The sequence below is a fragment of the Corynebacterium sp. c25Ua_47 genome (genome assembly GCF_039907205.1).
GTDB classification, from domain to species: Bacteria; Actinomycetota; Actinomycetes; order Mycobacteriales; family Mycobacteriaceae; genus Corynebacterium; species Corynebacterium hiratae.
Genome location: NZ_JASBOH010000010.1, coordinates 31,118 through 51,383, shown reverse-complemented (window position 1 = coordinate 51,383; position 20,266 = coordinate 31,118). Strand labels below are relative to the sequence as shown.

Here is a 20,266-nt window from a genome sequence, read left to right as displayed (position 1 = left end):
GGTGTCTGATTTCCACGTCTCTGTGCCTTTGTCCGCGCGCCTAGACGCCGAGCCCTTCGCACTCTCCTTCTCCGGACAAGGCTATGCCTGGCTGCCGACGCTGCGCAGTGCCCTCGCTGCCGGCGTCCGGCCACTCATAGCGGAGTACCTCGCCGAAGCCGAGGAACTCCTTGCCCCGCTGGAGGACGAACTCTTGCCCACCGCGCCGCGCGGGTTTGCGCCACTGGTGTGGGCGGACGAGGAGCCAGGGAGGGCACATGCGCTGGACGACGCCGCACTCTCCACCCCCGGCATCCTCACCGCGCAGCTGGCCGTACTCGAATGCTTGCGCGCGCACGGAGTAGAACTCGACGACGCCGTCACCAGCATTGGTCACTCCCAAGGCGTACTCGCCGCAGCGGTGGTGGAGAAGCGCATGAGACCAGCGGAGGCCCTGGCGCTGGCACGCCTCATCGGTGCAGCCATGACGACTACCGCGCGCAGCGCTGGGCTCATACGCACCCCGCAGGGCGCGCCCATGGCGGCGGTGACGGGCGCGACGAGACAGCAACTGCGCGAAGTCGGAGCACACATCGGGCTCGACAACGGCCGTGGGCGCTTCGTCATCGTTGGAACACCGGCTGAGCTCGCCCGAGTGAAGGCCACGCTGCAGGAGAGCTCGGACCTCAAGGAAGGGCGGGAAGGGGAGTCAGCCGCCATCGCTGTCACCGACCTTGAGGTTTCAGCAGCGTTCCACCATCCCACCATGCAGTTTGCGGTGGAGCAGGTGGAAAGCTGGGCGGAGCGAATCGGCTTGGACCTAGAAATCACCGCGCAGCTCGCGCGGGCCGTGCTCACGGATTACGTGGATTGGCCCGAGCGCATTGACTCGGCGCTCGAAGCCGGGGCTCGCTGGATATTAGAAGTGGGGCCTTCCCGCGGGGTGGAGCCGTTGACGCGCGAGCTCGTTGCCGGGCACGGCGTGAGCACGCTTGCCGTGGGGACGGCGGAAGGATTGGCCCAGCTCGTGGAGCCGGGCCGCGCACCGTCTCTGCCCCGCGCGTGGTCCGAGTGGACACCGCGCGTTGAAAGCGGGCGTCTGGCGACTGCCTTTACACGGGCCACCGGCTACTCACCAGTCATGCTCCCCGGGATGACCCCCACCACGGTGGACCCAGGCATCGTCGCCGCAGCCGCCAATGCCGGGCACTGGGCGGAGCTGGCCGGCGGGGGTCAGCACACCGATGACATCTTGAAGGAGAGCCTGCATACCCTGGGCCGGATGCTGCAGCCCGGGGTGAATGCCCAGTTCAACGCGCTGTACCTTGCGGCTTCCCAGTGGCGTCGCCAGATTGAGGGGCCGAACTCGATTCTGCGAGCACGCGCAGGAGGAGCACCCATCAACGGCGTGGTCGTCTCCGCTGGCATTCCGCCTGTGGAGGAGGCCGTGGAGCTGGTGGAGAAGCTCCACGCCGCGAACATCCCGTGGGTCGCCTTCAAACCGGGAACTTCGGCGCAGGTGGAGGAGGTACTCCGTATCGCCGATGCTCTCCCCGAGACCACCATCATCATGCAGCTGGAAGGCAGCGCGGCTGGAGGTCACCACTCCTTAGAAGGTCTCGATGAGGTCCTTGTTGCTACCTACGCGCGGATCCGTGAGCGCGACAATGTCCTCCTCGCCGTTGGTGGGGGAATCGGCACCCCGGCGCGCGGTGCGGAGTACCTGATGGGTACGTGGGCGCAGCGCTTCGGTCTGCCCGCGGCGCCAGTCGATGCCATCATGATGGGCACCGCTGTCATGGCGGCGAAGGAATCCACCGCATCCGAGTCGGTGAAGCAGGCTCTTGTCGCCGCGCACAGCGGGGACGTTGTGTCGGGCCGCTCGGACCTAGGGGCGGACATCCATGAGCTGGATAATTCCTTCGCCCGCGCCGGGCGGCTCTTGGATGAGGTGGCCGGCGATGCCGCGGCCGTGGAGACCTGCCGCGCGGAGATCATTGAGGCCATCGGGCGCACGTGCAAGCCCTACTTCGGCGACCTCGATGAGATGTCCTACTCCGAGTGGCTGCAGCGCTACCTTGAGCTGTCCTACCTGGACGGCTGGGTTGATGAGTCCTGGTTTGATCGATTCACGCGCATGGTAGCGCGGGCTGAGGCCCGGCTTCACCCGACCGATCACGGCGAGATCGAGTTGCGCGTTGAGGTTGACCGCGAGAACCCGGCTGAGGCGATTAATCAGCTGACCGAACTCTACGGTGACGCCGCGCTGCACCCGACCGACGCCGCGTGGTTCATTCAGCTCGTGGATGGTCCCGGCAAACCCGCAAACTTTGTGCCGGTCATTGATTCCGACGTACGCCGCCGCTGGCGCCGCGACACCTTGTGGCAGGCTCACGATGAGCATTACGAGGCCGACGAGGTCTGCATCATCCCCGGCACGGCGGCGGTCGAGGGAATCGAGCAGGCCAACGAACCGGTGGCACAGATACTAGGCCGCTTCGAGCAGGCGGCGCTTGCGCTTCTCGACGGGACTGACGATGACTCTGGCGAGCCCGCTTTCAGCACTGAAGAGTTCATCCGCCGCGCCCCGGGGCTAAATTGGGCGGGGCGCGAGCAGCCCAACCCCCTGCGTCTTGGACTTGATGGGGCCGAGCTGGACACTGCGGTCGACGGCACCATGTGGTTGACCGTTCCTTTTCACTCCGGAGCTGAGCTGCGCGTTCGCATCACTCCGCCGCGCGTTCCGGGTGCCTCACCACTCGTTAAGGTCGAGGATGCCGAGACCGCTATGTGGGAGCTGCTGCGCCAGGCCGTCGGCGGTGACCTTCCGGACGTTAGCTCCGGGACCGCGACGGTCAGCGCTCACCTCAGCGCCACCGACATTGCTCACTACGTGGCGGTGACGAGCGGGGAGATGAGCGCTGCTGTCTCGCCCGATGTCCTCGTCGGCCCCGCCTGGCCTGCGACCTTCGCTGTCCTGGCCAGTGCCCACACGGAGTCGGGGGAACCGGTGGTGGAGGGCTTCCTTGACCTGGTCCACCTCGAGCACTCGCTGAGCCTCAAGTCAGACACCTGGGAGCTGCTTCGCAGCAGCGTCGCCCTGGGCTGCGAGCCCTTGGCACTGAACTACACCGCAGCACTGAAAGACGCTCGCGATACGCCCTCGGGGCGCCTCATTGATGTGAGCGTTGCTGTCGCCGCCGCGGTAGGCGGCGGCGACCATGACTTCGCGCAGATGCACGAGCGCTTCCTTATTACCGGGCGGCGTGGTGACGCCCCGCTCGAGACCGTGGGCGCCACAGCTCAAGGCTCGCAAGAAAACAGCGCAGAGCCGTCCTTCCGGGAGACTCCGCGCTCCTTCCGCCACCGCACCACCGCGGTGGCACCGGAATCGCTGCGGCCCTTTGCCGTGGTAACAGGGGATAGGAACCCTATCCACCTGTCTGCGAACGCAGCGGCATTGGCGGGGCACCGTGAAGGCCCCATCGTCCACGGCATGTGGACCTCGGCGCTGGCGCAAGCAGCCGCGGCTTTCGACGGCGCTCGCGTTCTCGAGTGGTCCGCTACCTGGCTTGCACCCGCGCTGCCGGGCAGTGAGGTGGAGTTTGAGGTGGATCGGGTGGGCGTCGACAAGCGCGGCGGCTACGGCGAGGTCCGCAGCGTGACCGCCACCAGCCAGGGCGTGCCGGTGCTGCAAGCGCGAGCGACGATGAGCAGTCCGACCACCTTCTATGCCTTCCCCGGCCAGGGAATTCAGTCCCCGGGGATGGGGATGAAGGACTATGCGGAATCCGCAGCGGCGCGCGCGGTGTGGGAGCGCGCGGACAAGCACACGCGGCAGAGCTTGAGCTTCTCCATCCTGGAGATTGTCCGCCACAACCCCGACACCGTGGTGGTGGATGGTGAGACCTTCACGCACCCGGACGGGGTGCTTTATCTGACGCAGTTCACGCAGGTGGCCATGGCCACGCTGGGCTGCGCACAGATAGCAGCGCTCAAGGAATCCGGGGGCCTCGAGCACGGTGCTTTTTTCGCGGGCCACTCGGTGGGCGAGTACAACGCCCTAGCCGCTTATGCCGAGGTCCTGTCCTTGGAGGCGGTCCTGAACATCGTTTATGTCCGCGGCCTCACCATGCACCGTCTGGTCGAGCGTGATTCCGCGGGCCAGTCGCTCTACGGTTTGGCAGCGCTGCGCCCGCACAAGATGGGGATGAGCGCGGGCGAGGCCTTCGCCCATGTCGCCCGCGTGGCCGCAGAGACCGGCGAGTTCCTTGAGGTGGTCAACCACAATATTGCCGGGCGCCAGTATGCGGTCGCCGGCACGAAGGCGGGCCTGGATGCGCTGGCGAGCGACGCCGAGCGGCGCGCCCCTGGGCAACGTGCCGTCATCCCCATCCCGGGGATTGACGTGCCCTTCCACTCCTCCCGCTTAGTGGGCGGCGTGGCAGACTTCCGCGCGCACCTTGACGCGCTCATCCCTGAAGACACCAACCTCGACGCACTGGTGGGGCGCTATATTCCTAACCTCGTGGCGCGGCCCTTCACGCTCAGCCGCGAGTTCGTGGAGGACATCGCAGAAGTGGTGGATTCGCAGCCCATCGCGGAGATCCTGGCGGATTTCGATGGTGCCATGGCGAGCCCGGCGCGCTTGGGACGAACCCTGCTCATCGAGCTATTGGCTTGGCAGTTTGCCTCCCCGGTGCGCTGGATAGAGACCCAGGACCTGTTCCTTGGGCAGCTCGGCGTGAAGCGTTTCCTCGAGGTCGGCGTTGGTGCCGCGCCGACGCTGACCAACATGCTGGGCCAAACCCTGCGCCTGCCCCAGTACGCGGGCAGCGCAGGCATCGAGGTGCTGAATTACGAGCGCGACCGGGGCCGAGTCTTTGCCGAAGACGCCGAGCCGGTGCCCGACTCAGCAGCGGAGGTGGCTGCGCAGCCGGACGCTGCCGAAACGGGACCGGCAGAATCTGAGTCGAGGCAAGCAGTCGACAGGGCACACCAGGAAGAAAACGTGCAGGCACCACGTGAGGAGGCGCCGGCCGCCGTTGAGGACCTCCCTCTGAGCGTGCACCAGGCCCTCGAGATGCTTATCGCGCTGTGGACCAAGGTCCGCCCCGACCAGATCGCGCCGACTGATTCGATCGAAACCCTCGTGGAAGGCGTGTCCTCCCGCCGCAACCAGTTGCTCGTTGACCTTGGCGTGGAATTCGGCATCAGCGCCATCGAGAATGCCGCGGATGCTGCCATCCCGCAGCTGGCGGAGAGCGTGGCGCAGCGCGCGCCGGGTTATGCAACCTTCGGGGAGGTCCTCAGAGAGCAGGTCGCGCAGACTCTCAACCGGCTCACGGGACCGGCGGGCAAGAAGCCCAGCTACGTGGCCGAGCGCGTGAGCAGTACCTGGGGATTGGGGCCGGGCTGGGTCGACCGCGCGACCGTGCAGATGGTCCTGGGCACGCGCGAGGGCTCCTCGCTGCGCGGCGGGGATTTGGCTAGCTTGCCCATGACTGCCGTGGTGTCGGTAGCTGAGCTCGATGAACTGATCGACTCCGCGGTGCGCGCTGCCGGCGAGTGCGAAGGAATCGCGCTGCAGAAGGCCGCAGCGGCAACGCCACACGAGACCGTGGACCCGGAGGCGGTGCGCGCCTATACCGAGCGTCTTGAATCGGCGCTGGAGGACTCCGCCCGCGCCGCACTCGCCGCCCTCGGCCGTGAGGAGACCCCGATTGAGCAGTGGGACAGCGCAGCACACACGGAGCTGGAGCAACTCGTTGCCACGGAGCTGGGGCCGGACTGGCAGCAGCGCGTCGCCCCCGCTTTTGATGCGCGCAAGGCAGTGCTTCTCGACGACCGCTGGGCCAGCGCCCGCGAGGACATCGCCCGCGCGGCCGCCGCCGGAGAAACAGATCCCGAGTTAGACGTGTTGGGCGCCGGCGAGGAGGTTGCGCTCCTAGCCGAGCACTTCGGCTATGAGGATCTGGCCCGCGATGCCCGCACCCCGGCCGACGGGTTGCTCTTCGCTGACCAGGTGGCGGTGGTGACGGGTGGCTCACCAGGCTCAATCGCCGCGGAGTTCATCGGGGAATTGCTTGCGGAGGGCGCAACCGTGATTGCCACAACCTCCCAGCTGGGCCACGAGCGCCTCGAGTTCTATAAGCAGCTCTATCGTCACCGTGCCGTCGGCGCGGCGGCGCTGTGGGTCGTTCCAGCAAACCTCAATTCCTTCGCGGACGTGGATGCGCTCGTGGAATGGATTGCGGCGGAGCACACCGCCACCGTAGGTGGCGAGTCCGTGCAACTGAAGCCGGCCTACGTGCCGGACCTGCTCTTGCCCTTCGCCGCGCCGCGCGTGGCGGGCACCCTCCAGGATGCCGGGGCAGGGGCGGAGTCCCAGATGCGTCTGCTGCTGTGGTCGGTGGAGAAGCTCATCGCGTCGCTGTCCGCCGTGGGCGCGGATACACATGTTGGCCACCGGCTACACGTGGTGCTTCCGGGCTCGCCGAACCGCGGGCGCTTCGGCGGCGACGGCGCCTACGGCGAGGCCAAGGCGGCCCTCGACGCCTTGGTTAACCGCTGGTCTTCCGAGCAATCCAGCTGGGGTGCGCGGACCTCGCTGGTGCATGCCCACATCGGGTGGGTGCGCGGCACCGGCCTGATGGGCGGCAACGATCCATTGGTTGCTCAGGTGGAGGCCCGCGGCGTGCGGACCTTCTCGGCGAAGGAGATGGCGGTGCAGCTTATCGACGCCACCGCCTCCCCCCACATTCGCGCCCAGGCAGCGTCTTCACCGCTGAGTTTTGACCTCACCGGCGGGCTGGCCGAGGCCGAGCTAGACCTAGCCGCGCTTGCCCGGGATTCACAGTCAGAGGATGCAGATGCATCGAGCGCAGCTGCTAGATCGGGCGAAGAGAAGGCTCCGCGAACGGCGAAGGCCCTGCCGAATGTGTTGAAGCCTGCAGAGTGGACCAGCCCCGACTTCAACACGGTGACGCAGTCCCTCGAGGACATGGTGGTCATCGTTGGCGCGGGAGAGCTCGGTCCGCTGGGCTCCTCGCGTACCCGCTATGAGGCGGAGGTCGGTGGAGAGCTCTCTGCGGCTGGCGTGCTGGAGCTGGCGTGGAGCCGCGGGCTCATCAGTTGGGATGAGCACACGGCCGGCTGGTTGACTGCCGAAGGCGAGGAGATAGCCGAGGAAGACGTCTACGCGCGCTTCCACGACGAGGTGCTCGCCGGGATTGGTGTGCGGCGCTTCCACGATGACTTCGGCCCGCACCTGCCCATGGTGGATAACCTCGCGCCCGAGCTGACCACCATCTACTTGGAGAAGCCGCTGAGCTTCACTGTGCAGGACGAGGAGACGGCGCGCAGCTTCGTTGATAGCTGCGAAGGCGCTACGCTGCGCCGCGTCACTGATCCGAACGGTGAGGTCGAATGGCAGGTCACACGGCCCGCAGGCTCCGCGGTGCGGGTACCGCGGCGCGTGGCCATGACCCGCTTTGTGGGCGGCCAGATACCGGAGGGCTTCGACCCACAGGTCTACGGCATCCCGGCGGACATGGTGGATAACCTCGACCGCCTCGCCCTGTGGAACCTGGTGTGCACCGTGGATGCCTTCCTCTCCGCAGGCTTTAGTCCGGCCGAGCTCTTAACCCACGTCCACCCGGCGCGCGTGAGTTCCACCCAGGGAACCGGCATGGCGGGTCAGGAGGCGCTGCGCTCGCTGTACGTCGATAAGCTCTTGGCCCAGCCGCGGCCCAATGACATCCTGCAGGAAGCGCTGCCCAACGTCATTGCTGCGCACGTGATGCAGTCCTATGTCGGCGGCTATGGCCAGATGGTGCACCCGGTGGCCGCCTGTGCCACGGCGGCGGTGTCGGTGGAGGAGGGCGTCGACAAGCTGCGCCTGCACAAGGCGGACTTCGTCGTGGCCGGTGGTATCGACGCCCTGTCCATCGAGGGGATTACCGGCTTTGGTGACATGGCGGCCACGGCCGATAGTGCCGAGATGGCGGCGAAGGGGATTGAGCACCGCTTCTTCTCCCGCGCCAACGACCGCCGCCGCAGCGGCTTCGTGGAATCCGAAGGCGGCGGGACCATCCTGCTTGCGCGGGGAACCTTTGCGGCGGAGATGGGGCTGCCGGTGCTTGGCGTGGTGGGCTTTGCCGAGTCCTTCGCCGACGGCGCACACACCTCCATCCCCGCGCCGGGCATGGGCGCGCTCTCCGCGGCGCGGGGTGGGCAGGACTCCCGCCTTGCCCGCTCGCTGAGGGCCCTCGGCGTGGGCGCGGACGATATCGCCGTTGTGTCTAAGCACGATACGTCCACCAACGCCAACGACCCCAACGAATCGGATCTGCACGAGCGCATCGCCGCCGCACTCGGCCGCAGCCCCGGCAACCCGCTGTATGTGATTTCGCAGAAGAGCCTGACCGGGCACGCCAAGGGCGGTGCCGCCGCCTTCCAGCTTGTGGGACTGTCGCAGGTGCTGCGCAGCGGAATTCTCCCGCCGAACCGTTCGCTTGATTGCGTCGACCCCGTGCTGCGCCGCCACCCGCACCTGGTGTGGCTGCGCCAGCCGCTGGACCTGCGCCGCACCCCACCCAAGGCAGGCCTGGTGACCTCCCTGGGCTTCGGGCATGTTTCCGCCCTCATCGCGCTGGTCCACCCGGGTGCTTTCTTTGCCGCGTTGGCCCGCGAGCAGGGTGAGGGCGTGGCCGAAGCCTGGCGGGCAGCCGCTACCGAACGCGAGCGTCGTGGTCTGCGGCGCTTGGAAGAGGCCATGCGCGGTGGAGCAGCGCTGTACGAGCGGCCGACGAACCGCAATTTAGGGCCGGGCACAGCCGCCGAGGTGACCGAACGAGAGGCCGCGGTGTTGCTGAGCGACTCCGCGCGCCTGCGCGATGGCATCCTGGATCCGGAGGGAGGAGGCACAACGCAACGGGGGTAGCACGCGGTGGTGAATCCCCAGCTCGCACCCTCTGGAACGATAAAGAAGCAGGTCAGACGGGTTGGAGAAGTCCTGACATCTGGGGCACCATGCAAGAGTGAATAAAGCTAAGAAGCCTCTACTAGGCCTTATTTCGGTCGTCGCCGCCACTCTGCTTGCCGCCTGCTCCGCCACCGGTGGCGCGCCCCGCCCCGAAGCGGACGGCGAGCTAGCCGGTGGCGTCGACACCGAGCGCCTTGTCGTCGCCATGATTTCCCATGGCGCGCCGGGTGATACGTACTGGGATCTCGTGCGCAAGGGTGCGGAGGACGCCGCCCGCAAGGACAACATCGAGCTGCGTTACTCCTCCGACCCGGAAGCGCCCAACCAGGCTAACTTGGTGCAATCCGCCATTGACTCCGGTGTGGACGGCATTGCCGTAACCATGCCCAACTCTGCGGCGATCGGGCCGGTAGCCAAGAAGGCCGCGGATGCCGGCATCCCCACCGTGGGGCTTAACGCCGGCATGGATGATTATCAGAAGTACGGCATGAGCGCCTTCTTCGGCCAAGAGGAAAAGGTGGCCGGTACCAAGGCCGGCGAGCGGCTCAAGGACGATGGCGCCAAGCACGTTCTGTGCGTCATCCACGAGCAGGGCAACTCTTCACAGGAGTCGCGCTGCGCCGGCGTGAAGGAAGGCCTAGACAACGGCAAGGTGGAAATCCTCTATGTCAACGGCAAGGATCTGACCTCAGCGCAATCCACCATCAACGCAAAGCTGAGCCAAGATCCTTCCATCGACTGGATCATGGCGCTGCAGGCCTCCGTGGCTATGCGCTCCGCCGACGCGGTTGCCGACGCCTCCTCCAAGGCCAAGGTCTCCACCTTCGACACCAACGCCGAACTTGTCGACGCCATCGCGGACAACCGCATCGAGTGGGCCGTCGATCAGCAGCCCTATATGCAGGGCTACCTCGCTGTCGACTCGCTGTGGTTGGCACACCGCAATGGCTCCACCATGGGCGGCGGCCGCCCCGTGTATACCGGCCCCTCCTTCGTGGATTCCACGAACGTGGACATCATCTCCGAATCCGCTAAGGCAGGTCTGCGATGAGCGAAACCGCTACTGCATCAGACGAGGCTCTATCTAGCCCCGCCGATACGCGCCTGACCCGTCGCAGCGGTTTCGCGCGCCTCATCCGCCGCCCAGAGTTGGCCAGCCTGCTCGGCGCGGTGGTCATCTTCGTCCTCTTCATGATCGTGGCGCCCGCCTTCCGCTCAGTGGAGGCCTTCTCCACGGTGCTCTACGCCAGTTCCACGCTGGGTATCGTGGCCCTGGCGGTGGGCCTGCTCATGATTGGTAACGAGTTTGATTTGTCCTCGGGCGTGGCGGTGACCTCCGCGGCGCTCGTGGCCACCATGCTCAACTACAACTTCCACCTCAACTCGTGGGTGGGCGTGGGGCTGTCCCTCATCACCGCACTGGCCATCGGTGCGCTCAACGGCTTCCTTGTGGTGCGCACCAAGATTGACTCCTTCCTCATCACCCTGGCGGCCTTCCTCATGCTGCAGGGTCTCAACCTGGCGATTACCAAGCTGGTCACCGGCCAGGTAGCAACCCCGATTATCTCGGACATGGAGGGCTTCGGCTCTGCTCGCGTCATTTTTGCCGGCACTATCCACATCGGCAGCTTGAGCATCCGCGCTACCGTCATCTGGTGGATCCTCTTCGTCGCTATTGCCTCGTGGGTGCTCTACAAGACGCGCTGGGGAAATTGGATCTTCGCCGTTGGTGGCGACGATGAAGCCGCCCGCGCCGTCGGCGTTCCCGTGCGCCGCGTCAAGGTGGCGCTGTTCATGCTCGTCGGATTTGCAGCGTGGTTCGTGGGCATGCATACCCTTTTTGCCTTCGACTCCATCCAGGCCGGCCAAGGCATTGGTAACGAGTTCCTCTACATCATCGCTGCGGTCATTGGAGGCTGCTCCATGACCGGTGGGCGCGGTACCGCGGTGGGCACCGCCATCGGCGCGCTTATTTTCGGCATGACCAACCAGGGCATCGTGTACGCCGGCTGGAACCCTGACTGGTTCAAGTTCTTCCTCGGCGCGATGCTGCTCTTTGCTGTGCTCACGAACACCTCGGTGGCCAACTTTACGAGGAAGCGATAACCATGATTGAGCTGCACGATATTTCCCAAACCTTCGGCAACTTCCATGCCCTGCGCGGTATCAACCTCCGCGTCAAGGAAGGCGCAGTGACCTGCGTTCTGGGTGATAATGGCGCGGGCAAATCCACGCTGATCAAGATCCTCGCCGGCCTCAACCAGCCCACCGGCGGCACCATCACCGTCGATGGGGAAGAGGTGAATTTCACCAGCCCGCGCGATTCCCTCGATGCTGGTATAGCTACCGTGTACCAGGATTTGGCGCTGGTGCCTTCGCTGTCGGTGTGGCGCAACTTTTTCTTGGGTCAGGAGCTCACCGGGGCGCTGGGGAGCTTGCGTGAAGAAGAAATGAAGCGGATTACGCATGACCAGCTGGCCGAGATGGGCATTGAGCTTGGCGACGTCTCCGTGGAACTCTCAGCTCTCTCCGGCGGCCAGCGCCAGGTGGTCGCCATTGCTCGCGCCATTTACTTCGGCGCGCGCTACATCATCTTGGACGAGCCGACCGCCGCGCTCGGCGTGAAGCAATCGGGCATGGTGCTGCGCTTTATCGACGCCGCCCGCGAACGCGGCATGGGCGTGGTGTTCATTACGCACAACCCGCAGCACGCCTACCTCGTGGGCGATCATTTCATCGTGCTCACGGTGGGGCAGATGTCGCTGGATGCCTCCAAGGAGGAGGTCACGCTGCCGGAGCTGACCCAGTGGATGGCCGGCGGCGACGAGCTGGAGGAGCTCAAACAGGAGCTGGCGCGCTAGGCCACAGTTGGCGTAACTAAGCTGGCCTGCATGACTATGAGTGGCGTGAGCGTGGGCACCGACCTGGTGCACATCCCCTCCTTTGCCCAGCAGCTGGAGCTTCCCGGCACGCACTTCGCGCAGGTTTTCAGCGCCTCCGAATTGCGCGTGGCGCAGGCCCGTGGACTGAGCGGTGCTGCCCGCGCGCAGCACCTCGCAGGGCGCTGGGCGGCGAAGGAGGCCTTCATCAAGGCGTGGTCGCAAGCGCTCTACGGGCATCCGCCGGTCCTAGCGGAGGAGGCCGTGGACTGGGCCGAGATTGAGGTCCGCCCCGATGCGTGGGGGCGCGTAGCACTCGAGCTGCGGGGGGAGATTGCCCGCCTCGCGCGGGAGTCCTTGGGGGATTTTTCACCGGCGTTGTCCATCAGCCATGATGGTGATTACGCCACCGCTATCGTGCACCTTTCGCGGCACACGCCATAACCCACGCCATGATCTAGGCGCTGGTGGCGATGGCAAAGAGATAGGCGATGAGCATGCGCTTAATTTCTTCCACCACGCCATCGAAGCTCTCCTCCGAGCGCATGGTGCTGTAGTTGAGCAGCGAGACTACGGTGTGGACGAGGAAGGCCGCAATTTCCACTCGGGCGGACTCGTTCATGCCTTGGGCAAGTGGTTCGATGATCTCGGCGATAGGTTTGAGCAGAGACAGCTCCGTATCAGCGGCCGTGGCGCGGGTGGCCGGCGTGGACTGCACGGCATGCCACACCGCGCGGCGCGAACGGTCCTCGCGCCAGACCCGCGCCATGCGATCAATGAACTCCTCGAGAAAGTCCGGCCACTGCAGGGCCGGCACGCGCTGGGAGAATCGCTCTACCTCCGCCAGCATTTCGGCGGTGTCCTGGCGGTCAAGCTCGCAGATCAGCACGTACTTGTTGGCGAAGTATTGATACAGCGTGCCAATCGGCACTTCTGCGCGGCGCGAGACCTCATCGAAAGTAAAAGACTCGAAGCCATGGTCCACGAGCGTCTGACGCGCGCAGGACAAAATCCGGTCATACTTGGCCCGGCTACGCGCCTGCGCTGGGCGACGCCTCGGGACCAGTATCTCCGGAGACTTCGAGCTAGATTCCACGGTTTAGTTGAGCCCCTTGAGCACGCGGGCGACGTGGCCGGTGGCCTTGACGTTGTACATGGCTTGGCCAATGGTGCCGTCTTCCTCGACGAGGAACGTGGAGCGGATAACACCCTGGACGATCTTGCCGTAGTTCTTCTTCTCACCGAAAGCGCCGTACGCAGTCATGACCTCCTTATCGGGGTCAGAGAGCAGCGGGAAGTTCAGCTCGTGGTCCTCACGGAACTTAGCCAGGGCCTCGGGCTTGTCGGGGGAGATGCCCACCACGGCGATGTTCATGCCATTGAGCTGCTCTAGGCTATCGCGGAAGTCGCAGGCTTCCTTCGTGCAGCCAGGGGTGTTGGCGCGCGGGTAGAAGTAAACCACGACGCGCTGGCCGGCATAGTCGCTCAGGCTTACGGTGTTGCCGGCATCATCGCTGAGGGAAAAAGCGGGGGCTTTGTCACCCACGGACAGTCGTTGTGCTTCAGTCATGGTGTATAGCCTACCGTGCTCTCCCTTAGGACTCTTTGGTGAATCTCAGTTCGCTCGCCGCAGCACAGCTGAGACAAAACTTGGCCAACTCTGCAGGGGAGCTGGTGGTCAATGTAGAATGTCCACGTTAGAACCTCAACGGTTAGAAAGACACTAACCGCAACAACACCGAACGAAGCCAAAATTCAGGAGATTCACGTGGCACGCAACATTGATGATATCCAGCGCGACATCGAGCGCACCCGCCGTCAGCTGGCTAGCACCTTGGATGAGCTGGCTGATCGCAGCAAGCCGCAGAACCTCGTCGAGGACGCCAAGGGCGCGGCCACCCAGAAGCTGCAGGAGCGCAACGTGCAGATGGCGCTCGCCGGCGTGGGCGCTGCCGTCGTAGGCCTCATTGCTTTCTCCGTGTTCCGCTCCAAGCGCCGCAAGTCTGACATCAAGGAGCTGCAGCGCCTGCTTGCTGAGCGCCGCTAACGCCGGCTAGCGCCATTGGGCGCGATTGCGCGCGTAGAAGCCCTGCCTTGGGAAATGTCCGGGGTGGGGCATTTTTGCGCTCGGTATGCGTTAGTAGAAGTATTGCCTATCCTATCTAAGCTTTGGGTAGCCTTACCTACCGGTGTAGTATGAGCCTCCGTGCAGACCACAAGACGAAAGTTTGAAGGAGAAATCGTGCTTCACGTATCGACGCCTGCAGCTCAGGCATCCCGTCACCGCGCGGGGCGAGTGGTAGGAGCGTGTGCCATTGTGACGGCGCTGGCTGGCGCGCTGGCAGGCTGTGCTTCCGACAATGCCGATGCCGGCAGCGAGCAGTCAACGGGAGCGCAAGGGACCGCCGCTGTGAGTTTCACAGACCTTGCCGGCCGCCAAGTGGAGCTGGACCACGAGCCAGAACGCGTAATCCTGGGAGAGGGCCGCAGCGTCTTTGCCACCGGCATCCTTAACAAGGAAGATCCGCTGGACAAGGTCGTGGCCATCGGATCGGACCTGAAGCAGAACGTGCCCGACTACTACCACGAGCTGGAAAAGGCCACGCCCAAAGTCAACGAGCTGCCCGAAATCGGCGGCTTCACCAAGGGCGACGTCACCGTGGAGGAGCTCATCAGCCTCGACCCGGACCTCATCGTGCTCTCCAAGGATCAGTACGAAGCCTCCCAGACCGCTGGGCTCACTGACAAGCTGGACCAGGCCGGCCTGACCTATGCCGTCACAGACTTCCGCGCCAAGCCCTTGGAGAACACCGTCCCCACCATGGAAATATTCGCCGATATCTTTGGCCACGAGGACCGCGCGGAGGAGTTCATCGCGGACTGGCAAAAGAACGTGGACCTGGTGACCGAGCGCGCAACCAAGGCGCAGGGCAAGCCCTCTACCTTCGTGTGGCGCGCAGCAGGTATTTCCGACTGCTGTGGCTCGTGGAACGACTCCAACATTTCTGAGCTGGTCAACGTCGCCGGCGGGAAGAACGTGGCAGACGGCATCATCGAAGGTGAGTCCGGCGCGCTGACCCCGGAGAAGGTCATCGATGCTGATCCCGACATGATCATTGCTACCGGCGGCGACTGGTCCGCCAAGGCTGATAACGCAAAAGGGCACACCGGATTCGCTGCCGTCGGCTATGGCATCAGCGATAAGGATGCCCACGACAGCGCTGCCACGTTGGCCGGCGTCCAACCTGGTTTTGAGGACCTCTCCGCCGTCAAGGGGCACAACCTCCACGGCCTGTGGCACCAGTTCTACAACTCGCCCTTCAACTACCTAGCACTCCTCCAGATCGCCGCGTGGCTCCACCCGGAGGATTACGCAGACGTCAACGTGCAGCAAGAATGGGCAGAAGCCCAAGAGAAATACTCGCCCGTCCCAGGCGACGGAACCTTCTTCAGCACCAATTAGTCATGAGCATTCTCACATCAACCGGGCGCTCGGCAAGCCCTGAACGGACCACGCGCGCAGAAACCGCAGTTCTTCCCGTGGAGGCCCTGGCATGCGAGCACTCCCGTGTAACACGCCGCCGCATCGCCATCGTCGCCGGGCTAATCGTCGTGGCTCTCGCCGCCTTCGTCGTCAGCGTTATCGTCGGCGCCATCGACCTCACCCCGGGTCAGGTGCTGCGGGGGATGGTGGATCCGGGAGGTGTCGACAAGCAAACGCGTACAGTCCTGTGGAGCCTGCGCCTGCCTATGGCTGTCATGGCGCTGCTTATCGGCGCCAGCCTGTCACTGGCTGGCGCACAGATGCAAACCATCCTGGATAATCCGCTGGCGGAACCCTTTACTCTCGGTATTTCCGCGGCGGCTGCCTTCGGCGGAGCCAGTGCCATCGTGTTGCGTTGGCAGCTTTTGGCCCAGCCGCAGTTCAACCTCGCGCTCATCGCGTGGCTGTCGGCGGCGCTCGCCACGGCCATCATCGTCGTTGCCGCCGTTATCCGCGGCGCGAAGTCCGAGACGATGGTGCTGCTCGGCATCGGCCTCGTCTTCTTCTTTCAGGCTATGCTGGCGCTCATTCAATACCGTTCTTCCAGCGAGGCTCTCCAGCAGATCGTTTTCTGGTCCATGGGCTCGCTCACCCGCGCCAGCTGGCAGGCCAACGCCGTGCTAGCCGGCGTGCTTGCAGTGGCGCTGCCCATCCTGGGCGCGCTGTCGTGGCGGCTGACGGCGCTGCGGCTTGGCGATGCCCGCGCCACCGCCCTCGGTGTCAACACCTCCCGTCTGCGCGTGATCGTGCTCGTCGTGGTCTCACTCGTCGCGGCCACCACCGTGGCCTTCGCTGGCATCATCGGCTTTATTGGCCTAGTAGGCCCTCACATCGCGCGCATGCTGGTGGGGGAGGACCAACGCTACTTCGTGCCGGCATCCATGGCCGCGGGCGCGGCGGTGATGTGTGCCGCCCATGCGCTGAGCCTCGTCATTAAGCCCGGGCTGGCCATCCCCATTGGCATCGTGACCTCACTATTGGGCGTGCCGTTCTTCATCGCCATCGTCATGACCCGGAGGAGGGCATTGTGGACGTAGAACTCACCATCGCTGATCTGACCGCCGGCTATGGTTCGCGCACGGTGGTAGACGGGCTGAGTCTCCCCACGCTGCGCGGCGGGCAGGTGGTGGGCTTGCTGGGGCCGAACGCGTCTGGCAAGACCACCACCATTAAGGCGCTCGCCGGCGTGCACCGCGCGCGGGGTGGCACGGTTGATTTTCGTGTCGACGGCCAAGCCCCGCGCGGGCAGCGGCGCCGCCAGCTCATTGGCTACGTGCCGCAGGGCCTGCCGCACACCGCGGCGCTGCGGGCGTTTGAGGCGGTGCTGATTGCGGCGCGGCGCGAAGCATGCGAGGACCCAATCACCCGCACAGCCGAGGTCCTGCACTCCATGGGGCTCGATGAGATTGCGCAGCGCTACCTCAATGAGCTCTCTGGAGGCCAGCGCCAGCTCGTCGCCGTGGCGCAGATGCTCGTGGGGACCCCTGGGCTCATGCTTCTCGACGAGCCCACTTCTGCCCTCGATCTCAACCGCCAGCTCTTCGTCTTGGGCCGCGTGCGGGCAAAAGCTCGGGAGGAAGGCAGCCTCGCGTTGGTGGCGATTCATGACATCAATCTGGCCGCCCGGATGTGCGATCAGCTTGTCGTGCTTCACGGCGGCAAGGGACGCGCTCACGGCGCGCCGGGGGAGGTGCTCACGGAGGAACTCTTGCGCGAGGTCTACGGCGTAGAGACGGATGTGCTGGACCACCGCGGGCAACCCATCGTGGCGCTGCGAGAGGTTAGTTAGACTCGGGCCGTGTGAGCCGAAATTCGCCCGAGAACCTCCTGCTGTACCTCACCCCGGAGGATGAAGACACGATCCGGGAAGTCTATGCTGCCCTGGCTCAGCGTGGCTTTCCGGTGCAGCACCAGCGCCCGCACATTACGGTAACGTTTGCGCCGGCGCTCGAGACCGCAGTCGTCGACAAGGCCCGCACTCTGTTGCCGCCGCTACTGCCGGCGCTGTTTCATCGCGTCGGGACGGTGGTATTCGGGAGGAAAAGCAAGCAGACCGTGGCCTGGCTTCTGGAGACCACCGATGAGCTAGAGATTGCGGCGCGCCAGATAAGTGCCGCGAACCCCGAGGGGCGCGGCCCAAGGTGGACCCCGCATCTGACGGTGGGGCTGCGCCTGCCTCGGACGCTGGTGCCTGACTATATGCGTGCCCTCGATGAGATTGCCGGGCCGGAGCATAAAGAATTCACTGCCGAATATGCCGCCTGGTGGCGGCCCAAGACGCAGCGCTTGGAGGTCTTCGGGTCTTAAAGGCCTAACCCCCTTAACCCCTTAACGCGGTCGTCGGCTTAAGGGACGAAGAAACCCCCTTCATCTAGGATGAAGGGGGTTAAATTGTGCGCCATCAGGGAATCGAACCCCGAACCCACTGATTAAGAGTCAGTTGCTCTGCCAATTGAGCTAATGGCGCTGGTGTTTACCTAGCTGGCTCTGATTTCCTCAGTGCCTGCCGTGCAACGAGATGTAACTTTAACACCCTCTTCCTGAAAAGGTAAAATCGCCAGGTGAATAAAGGTTTTTGAGCTCCTTAGGTCGTGGCTACTTGTCGCTTCATTGAAAGCGTGGAGCGTGGGAGTGGGGAAGGCCGGTAACGAAACGGTTAAAGGCGGTGGCGCTAACTAGTGAGAAGGCCGTGCGGGCGGTTAGGCTTAGTGCACTCTTGTTCTTGTTTGTCCTTTTATGAGCTAGGGGTTTGTGTGCACTCTCTATTCCCTTCTGCACGTCCCGCAGTGCTTCTCTCGAGTCTCATTGCGACTGCCTCCCTTCTGACCGCCTGCACCATTGGCGGGGTCGAGAACTCCAGCCCGGCCGATAGCCACTCTGAGGCAGACGCCCAAGCGAGTGCGGCGGCGGATGCGTCGGCGTCGGCAGCCGCTAAGGCGAAGCAACTACAGTTCTCTGTCAAAGACGGTGCTAGTGATGTCGATCCTTCCGAACCGGTCGAGGTCACTTCTCCTGCGGGCCTGAAGTCGGTGACGATGACCAACGAGGCTGGCAAAGTGGTGGAGGACGAGCTGTCGAGTGATTCGACCACGTGGAAGAGTGCCGAAGTTTTGGGGTACAACCGCACCTACACCATCGATGCCACAGACAAGGATGGCACCCACAAGACCATCACCTTCACCACCCCGCAGGCCGCGGCGGTGTCTGAGGTGGCGTTGAGCCCGCTGCCGGACTCCGAAGTAGGAGTGGGCCAGGTTATCGGCGTGCGTTTCGGCAACTACGTCACCGACCGCAAGGCGGCCGAGAAGGCCATCACGGTCAAGACCGAGCCTGCCGTTGAGGGGGCGTTCTACTGGGTAAATAACCAGGAGGTGCGCTGGCGCCCGCAGAACTACTGGGAGCCGGGCACGAAAGTGACTGTCGACGTCGACCTGTACGGTCGCAACCTCGGCGGCGGTGTTTACGGCGGCGAGGATGCCTCCACCAACTTCACTATCGGTGACCGCGTCATCACGCTGGTCGATAACAACACGAAGATGATGTCGGTGTTCAAGAATGGCGAGGTGCTGCGCCGCATTCCGGTGTCGATGGGCAGGGATGGCCAGTGGGACACCCCGAATGGCGCCTACATCATCGGTGACCAGTACCCGTCCCTCACTATGGACTCGACTACCTTTGGCCTGGCTCTCGACGCCGGCGGTTATAAGACCGACGTTCAGTGGGCGACCCAGATGTCTTACTCCGGAATCTATGTCCACGCGGCGCCCTGGGCTGTGGGTGCGATGGGCAGTTACAACCAGTCCCACGGCTGCATCAACGTGACTACTGAGGCTGCTCAGTGGTTCCAAAACACGGTCAAGCGCGGCGATATCGTGAGGGTTTCCAACACCGGCGGTGGCGTGTTGAGCCCGCTCGACGGCCTGGGGGATTGGAACATGGACTGGGAGACGTGGTCTGCGGGGAACGCTACCGCTAACCAGTAGCCCGGTTGATTGCCGGGGTAGCCTTGCGGAAAAACTGCCAAGGAAAGGGACCCGGATGAACTGGTATAAGCGAGCTGCGATAGTGCTACTAGCGCCGTTGGCGTTGGTGGCGTGCTCCTCGGAAGGCGGTAGCGCGCATGAGGAAAGCGAAAGTGCAAGCCCGTTTGTATCAAGCGTTAGCGCTGCCGCTCCAGCTGAGGAAGGTACGTGCGCGACTGAATTCGATGTCCCGGCGCTGTTGGAGGCGATGCCGGAGGAATTCGCTGGCCTGGCGCACGACCCCACATATGACGCGGGTGAGCCTGATGGCTGGGGGCGCTTCTATCAGGCGGATGGGCTGCAGTTTATGGTCGGTTCCAGCTATCTAGATGAGAAAGAAACTGACCCTTGTCCACAGGACAATGAGCAGGCCGCGCGAGACGTGCGCTCATTCGTCGCCGAGGACTATCAGCGTCAGGAGCGAGAGAACGGCGAAGAAGTCAAACCTTTTGAGGACCTCGACTTCACTGAGGGTGGACGGTACTTTGCCTGCGCGAAGCATCCGGAGGCGGACCTGCGGCAGTTCTTTTGCGTGACCACCGTGGGTAATGCGGAAGTGATTAACTACATGTTCCGGCACTCGATGGGTGATGCGAAGGACGTGGAAGATATGAAGAGCGCATCGAAGGAATTGGCCGCGATTATTGACAGCGTTGCCTAGGGTTACCGTCTAGGGTGCCCCCGAAAGTGAAGTCAGTTAATTCATTATTGGCATACTGTGGCCTTGCAACGGGCGGCGTTGCGTCATGCCCGCACACTTTGTGAAGCACTGCGCAGGCGCGAATGTTAAGTGGTTTGCATCACGTCTCTGTTTTGGTGAATCTTGTGGAGAACTAGTTATTCACTGCAAAGATGG

14 protein-coding genes and 1 tRNA gene are annotated in these 20,266 nt (G+C 64.2%); 12 read left to right on the top strand and 3 right to left on the bottom strand.

Annotated features, from left to right (window positions below; all coding sequences use genetic code 11):
• Position 1 precedes the first annotated feature (1 nt).
• The 5 genes from QKE52_RS09995 to QKE52_RS09975 all read left to right on the top strand — a co-directional run bounded on the left by QKE52_RS09995 (position 2) and on the right by QKE52_RS09975 (position 12,288).
• The gene (locus QKE52_RS09995; protein WP_347948719.1) at positions 2-8,923 is read left to right on the top strand and encodes a fatty acid synthase subunit beta domain-containing protein; all 8,922 of its coding nucleotides are present in this window, start codon (positions 2-4) and stop codon (positions 8,921-8,923) included.
• Between the two features lie 97 nt (positions 8,924-9,020).
• On the top strand, positions 9,021-10,016 hold the full coding sequence (locus QKE52_RS09990; protein WP_347948718.1) for a substrate-binding domain-containing protein: 996 nt from the start codon (positions 9,021-9,023) through the stop codon (positions 10,014-10,016).
• A complete protein-coding gene (locus QKE52_RS09985) occupies positions 10,013-11,071 on the top strand; it encodes an ABC transporter permease (protein ID WP_070702290.1) in 1,059 nt (352 codons plus the stop codon). The genes QKE52_RS09990 and QKE52_RS09985 overlap by 4 nt, the downstream gene beginning before the upstream one ends.
• Before the next feature lie 2 nt (positions 11,072-11,073).
• Positions 11,074-11,826: an ATP-binding cassette domain-containing protein gene (locus QKE52_RS09980; protein ID WP_070516075.1), complete on the top strand. Its 753-nt coding sequence runs from the start codon at positions 11,074-11,076 to the stop codon at positions 11,824-11,826.
• Between the two features lie 36 nt (positions 11,827-11,862).
• Positions 11,863-12,288 (top strand): holo-ACP synthase, encoded by a 426-nt coding sequence (locus tag QKE52_RS09975; protein ID WP_070509785.1) that lies wholly within the window; start codon positions 11,863-11,865, stop codon positions 12,286-12,288.
• A gap of 13 nt (positions 12,289-12,301) precedes the next feature.
• Here the strand turns inward: QKE52_RS09975 and QKE52_RS09970 are convergent, their stop codons facing one another.
• Together QKE52_RS09970 and bcp are read right to left on the bottom strand one after the other, a co-directional pair.
• Positions 12,302-12,940 (bottom strand): TetR family transcriptional regulator, encoded by a 639-nt coding sequence (locus QKE52_RS09970; RefSeq protein ID WP_046647350.1) that lies wholly within the window; start codon positions 12,938-12,940, stop codon positions 12,302-12,304.
• Between the two features lie 3 nt (positions 12,941-12,943).
• Positions 12,944-13,414 carry a thioredoxin-dependent thiol peroxidase gene (gene bcp / locus QKE52_RS09965; protein ID WP_046647348.1) on the bottom strand — a complete coding sequence of 157 codons (471 nt, stop codon included), beginning with the start codon at positions 13,412-13,414 and terminating at the stop codon, positions 12,944-12,946.
• Positions 13,415-13,612: 198 nt separating this feature from the next.
• Between bcp and QKE52_RS09960 the strand changes: the two genes are divergently transcribed.
• The 5 genes from QKE52_RS09960 to QKE52_RS09940 all read left to right on the top strand — a co-directional run bounded on the left by QKE52_RS09960 (position 13,613) and on the right by QKE52_RS09940 (position 17,695).
• The gene (locus QKE52_RS09960; protein ID WP_046647347.1) at positions 13,613-13,891 is read left to right on the top strand and encodes a DUF3618 domain-containing protein; all 279 of its coding nucleotides are present in this window, start codon (positions 13,613-13,615) and stop codon (positions 13,889-13,891) included.
• Positions 13,892-14,086: 195 nt separating this feature from the next.
• Complete coding sequence (locus QKE52_RS09955; RefSeq protein ID WP_347948717.1) at positions 14,087-15,307, top strand: ABC transporter substrate-binding protein; 1,221 nt, start codon at positions 14,087-14,089, stop codon at positions 15,305-15,307.
• Positions 15,308-15,309: 2 nt separating this feature from the next.
• Entirely contained in the window at positions 15,310-16,425 is a 1,116-nt protein-coding gene (locus QKE52_RS09950; protein ID WP_232745235.1) for an iron ABC transporter permease, read from the top strand.
• On the top strand, positions 16,416-17,177 hold the full coding sequence (locus tag QKE52_RS09945) for an ABC transporter ATP-binding protein (RefSeq protein WP_046647345.1): 762 nt from the start codon (positions 16,416-16,418) through the stop codon (positions 17,175-17,177). Before QKE52_RS09950 ends, QKE52_RS09945 begins: the two co-directional genes overlap by 10 nt.
• A gap of 11 nt (positions 17,178-17,188) precedes the next feature.
• Entirely contained in the window at positions 17,189-17,695 is a 507-nt protein-coding gene (locus QKE52_RS09940) for a 2'-5' RNA ligase (RefSeq protein WP_046647344.1), read from the top strand.
• A gap of 87 nt (positions 17,696-17,782) precedes the next feature.
• Here QKE52_RS09940 and QKE52_RS09935 read toward each other — a convergent pair.
• A tRNA-Lys gene (locus QKE52_RS09935) sits at positions 17,783-17,855 on the bottom strand.
• Positions 17,856-18,141: 286 nt separating this feature from the next.
• Here QKE52_RS09935 and QKE52_RS09930 point away from each other — a divergent pair.
• Both QKE52_RS09930 and QKE52_RS09925 read left to right on the top strand, forming a co-directional pair.
• The gene (locus QKE52_RS09930; RefSeq protein ID WP_347948716.1) at positions 18,142-19,371 is read left to right on the top strand and encodes an Ig-like domain-containing protein; all 1,230 of its coding nucleotides are present in this window, start codon (positions 18,142-18,144) and stop codon (positions 19,369-19,371) included.
• Between the two features lie 55 nt (positions 19,372-19,426).
• The gene (locus tag QKE52_RS09925) at positions 19,427-20,071 is read left to right on the top strand and encodes a hypothetical protein (RefSeq protein ID WP_347948715.1); all 645 of its coding nucleotides are present in this window, start codon (positions 19,427-19,429) and stop codon (positions 20,069-20,071) included.
• Positions 20,072-20,266: the final 195 nt, after the last annotated feature.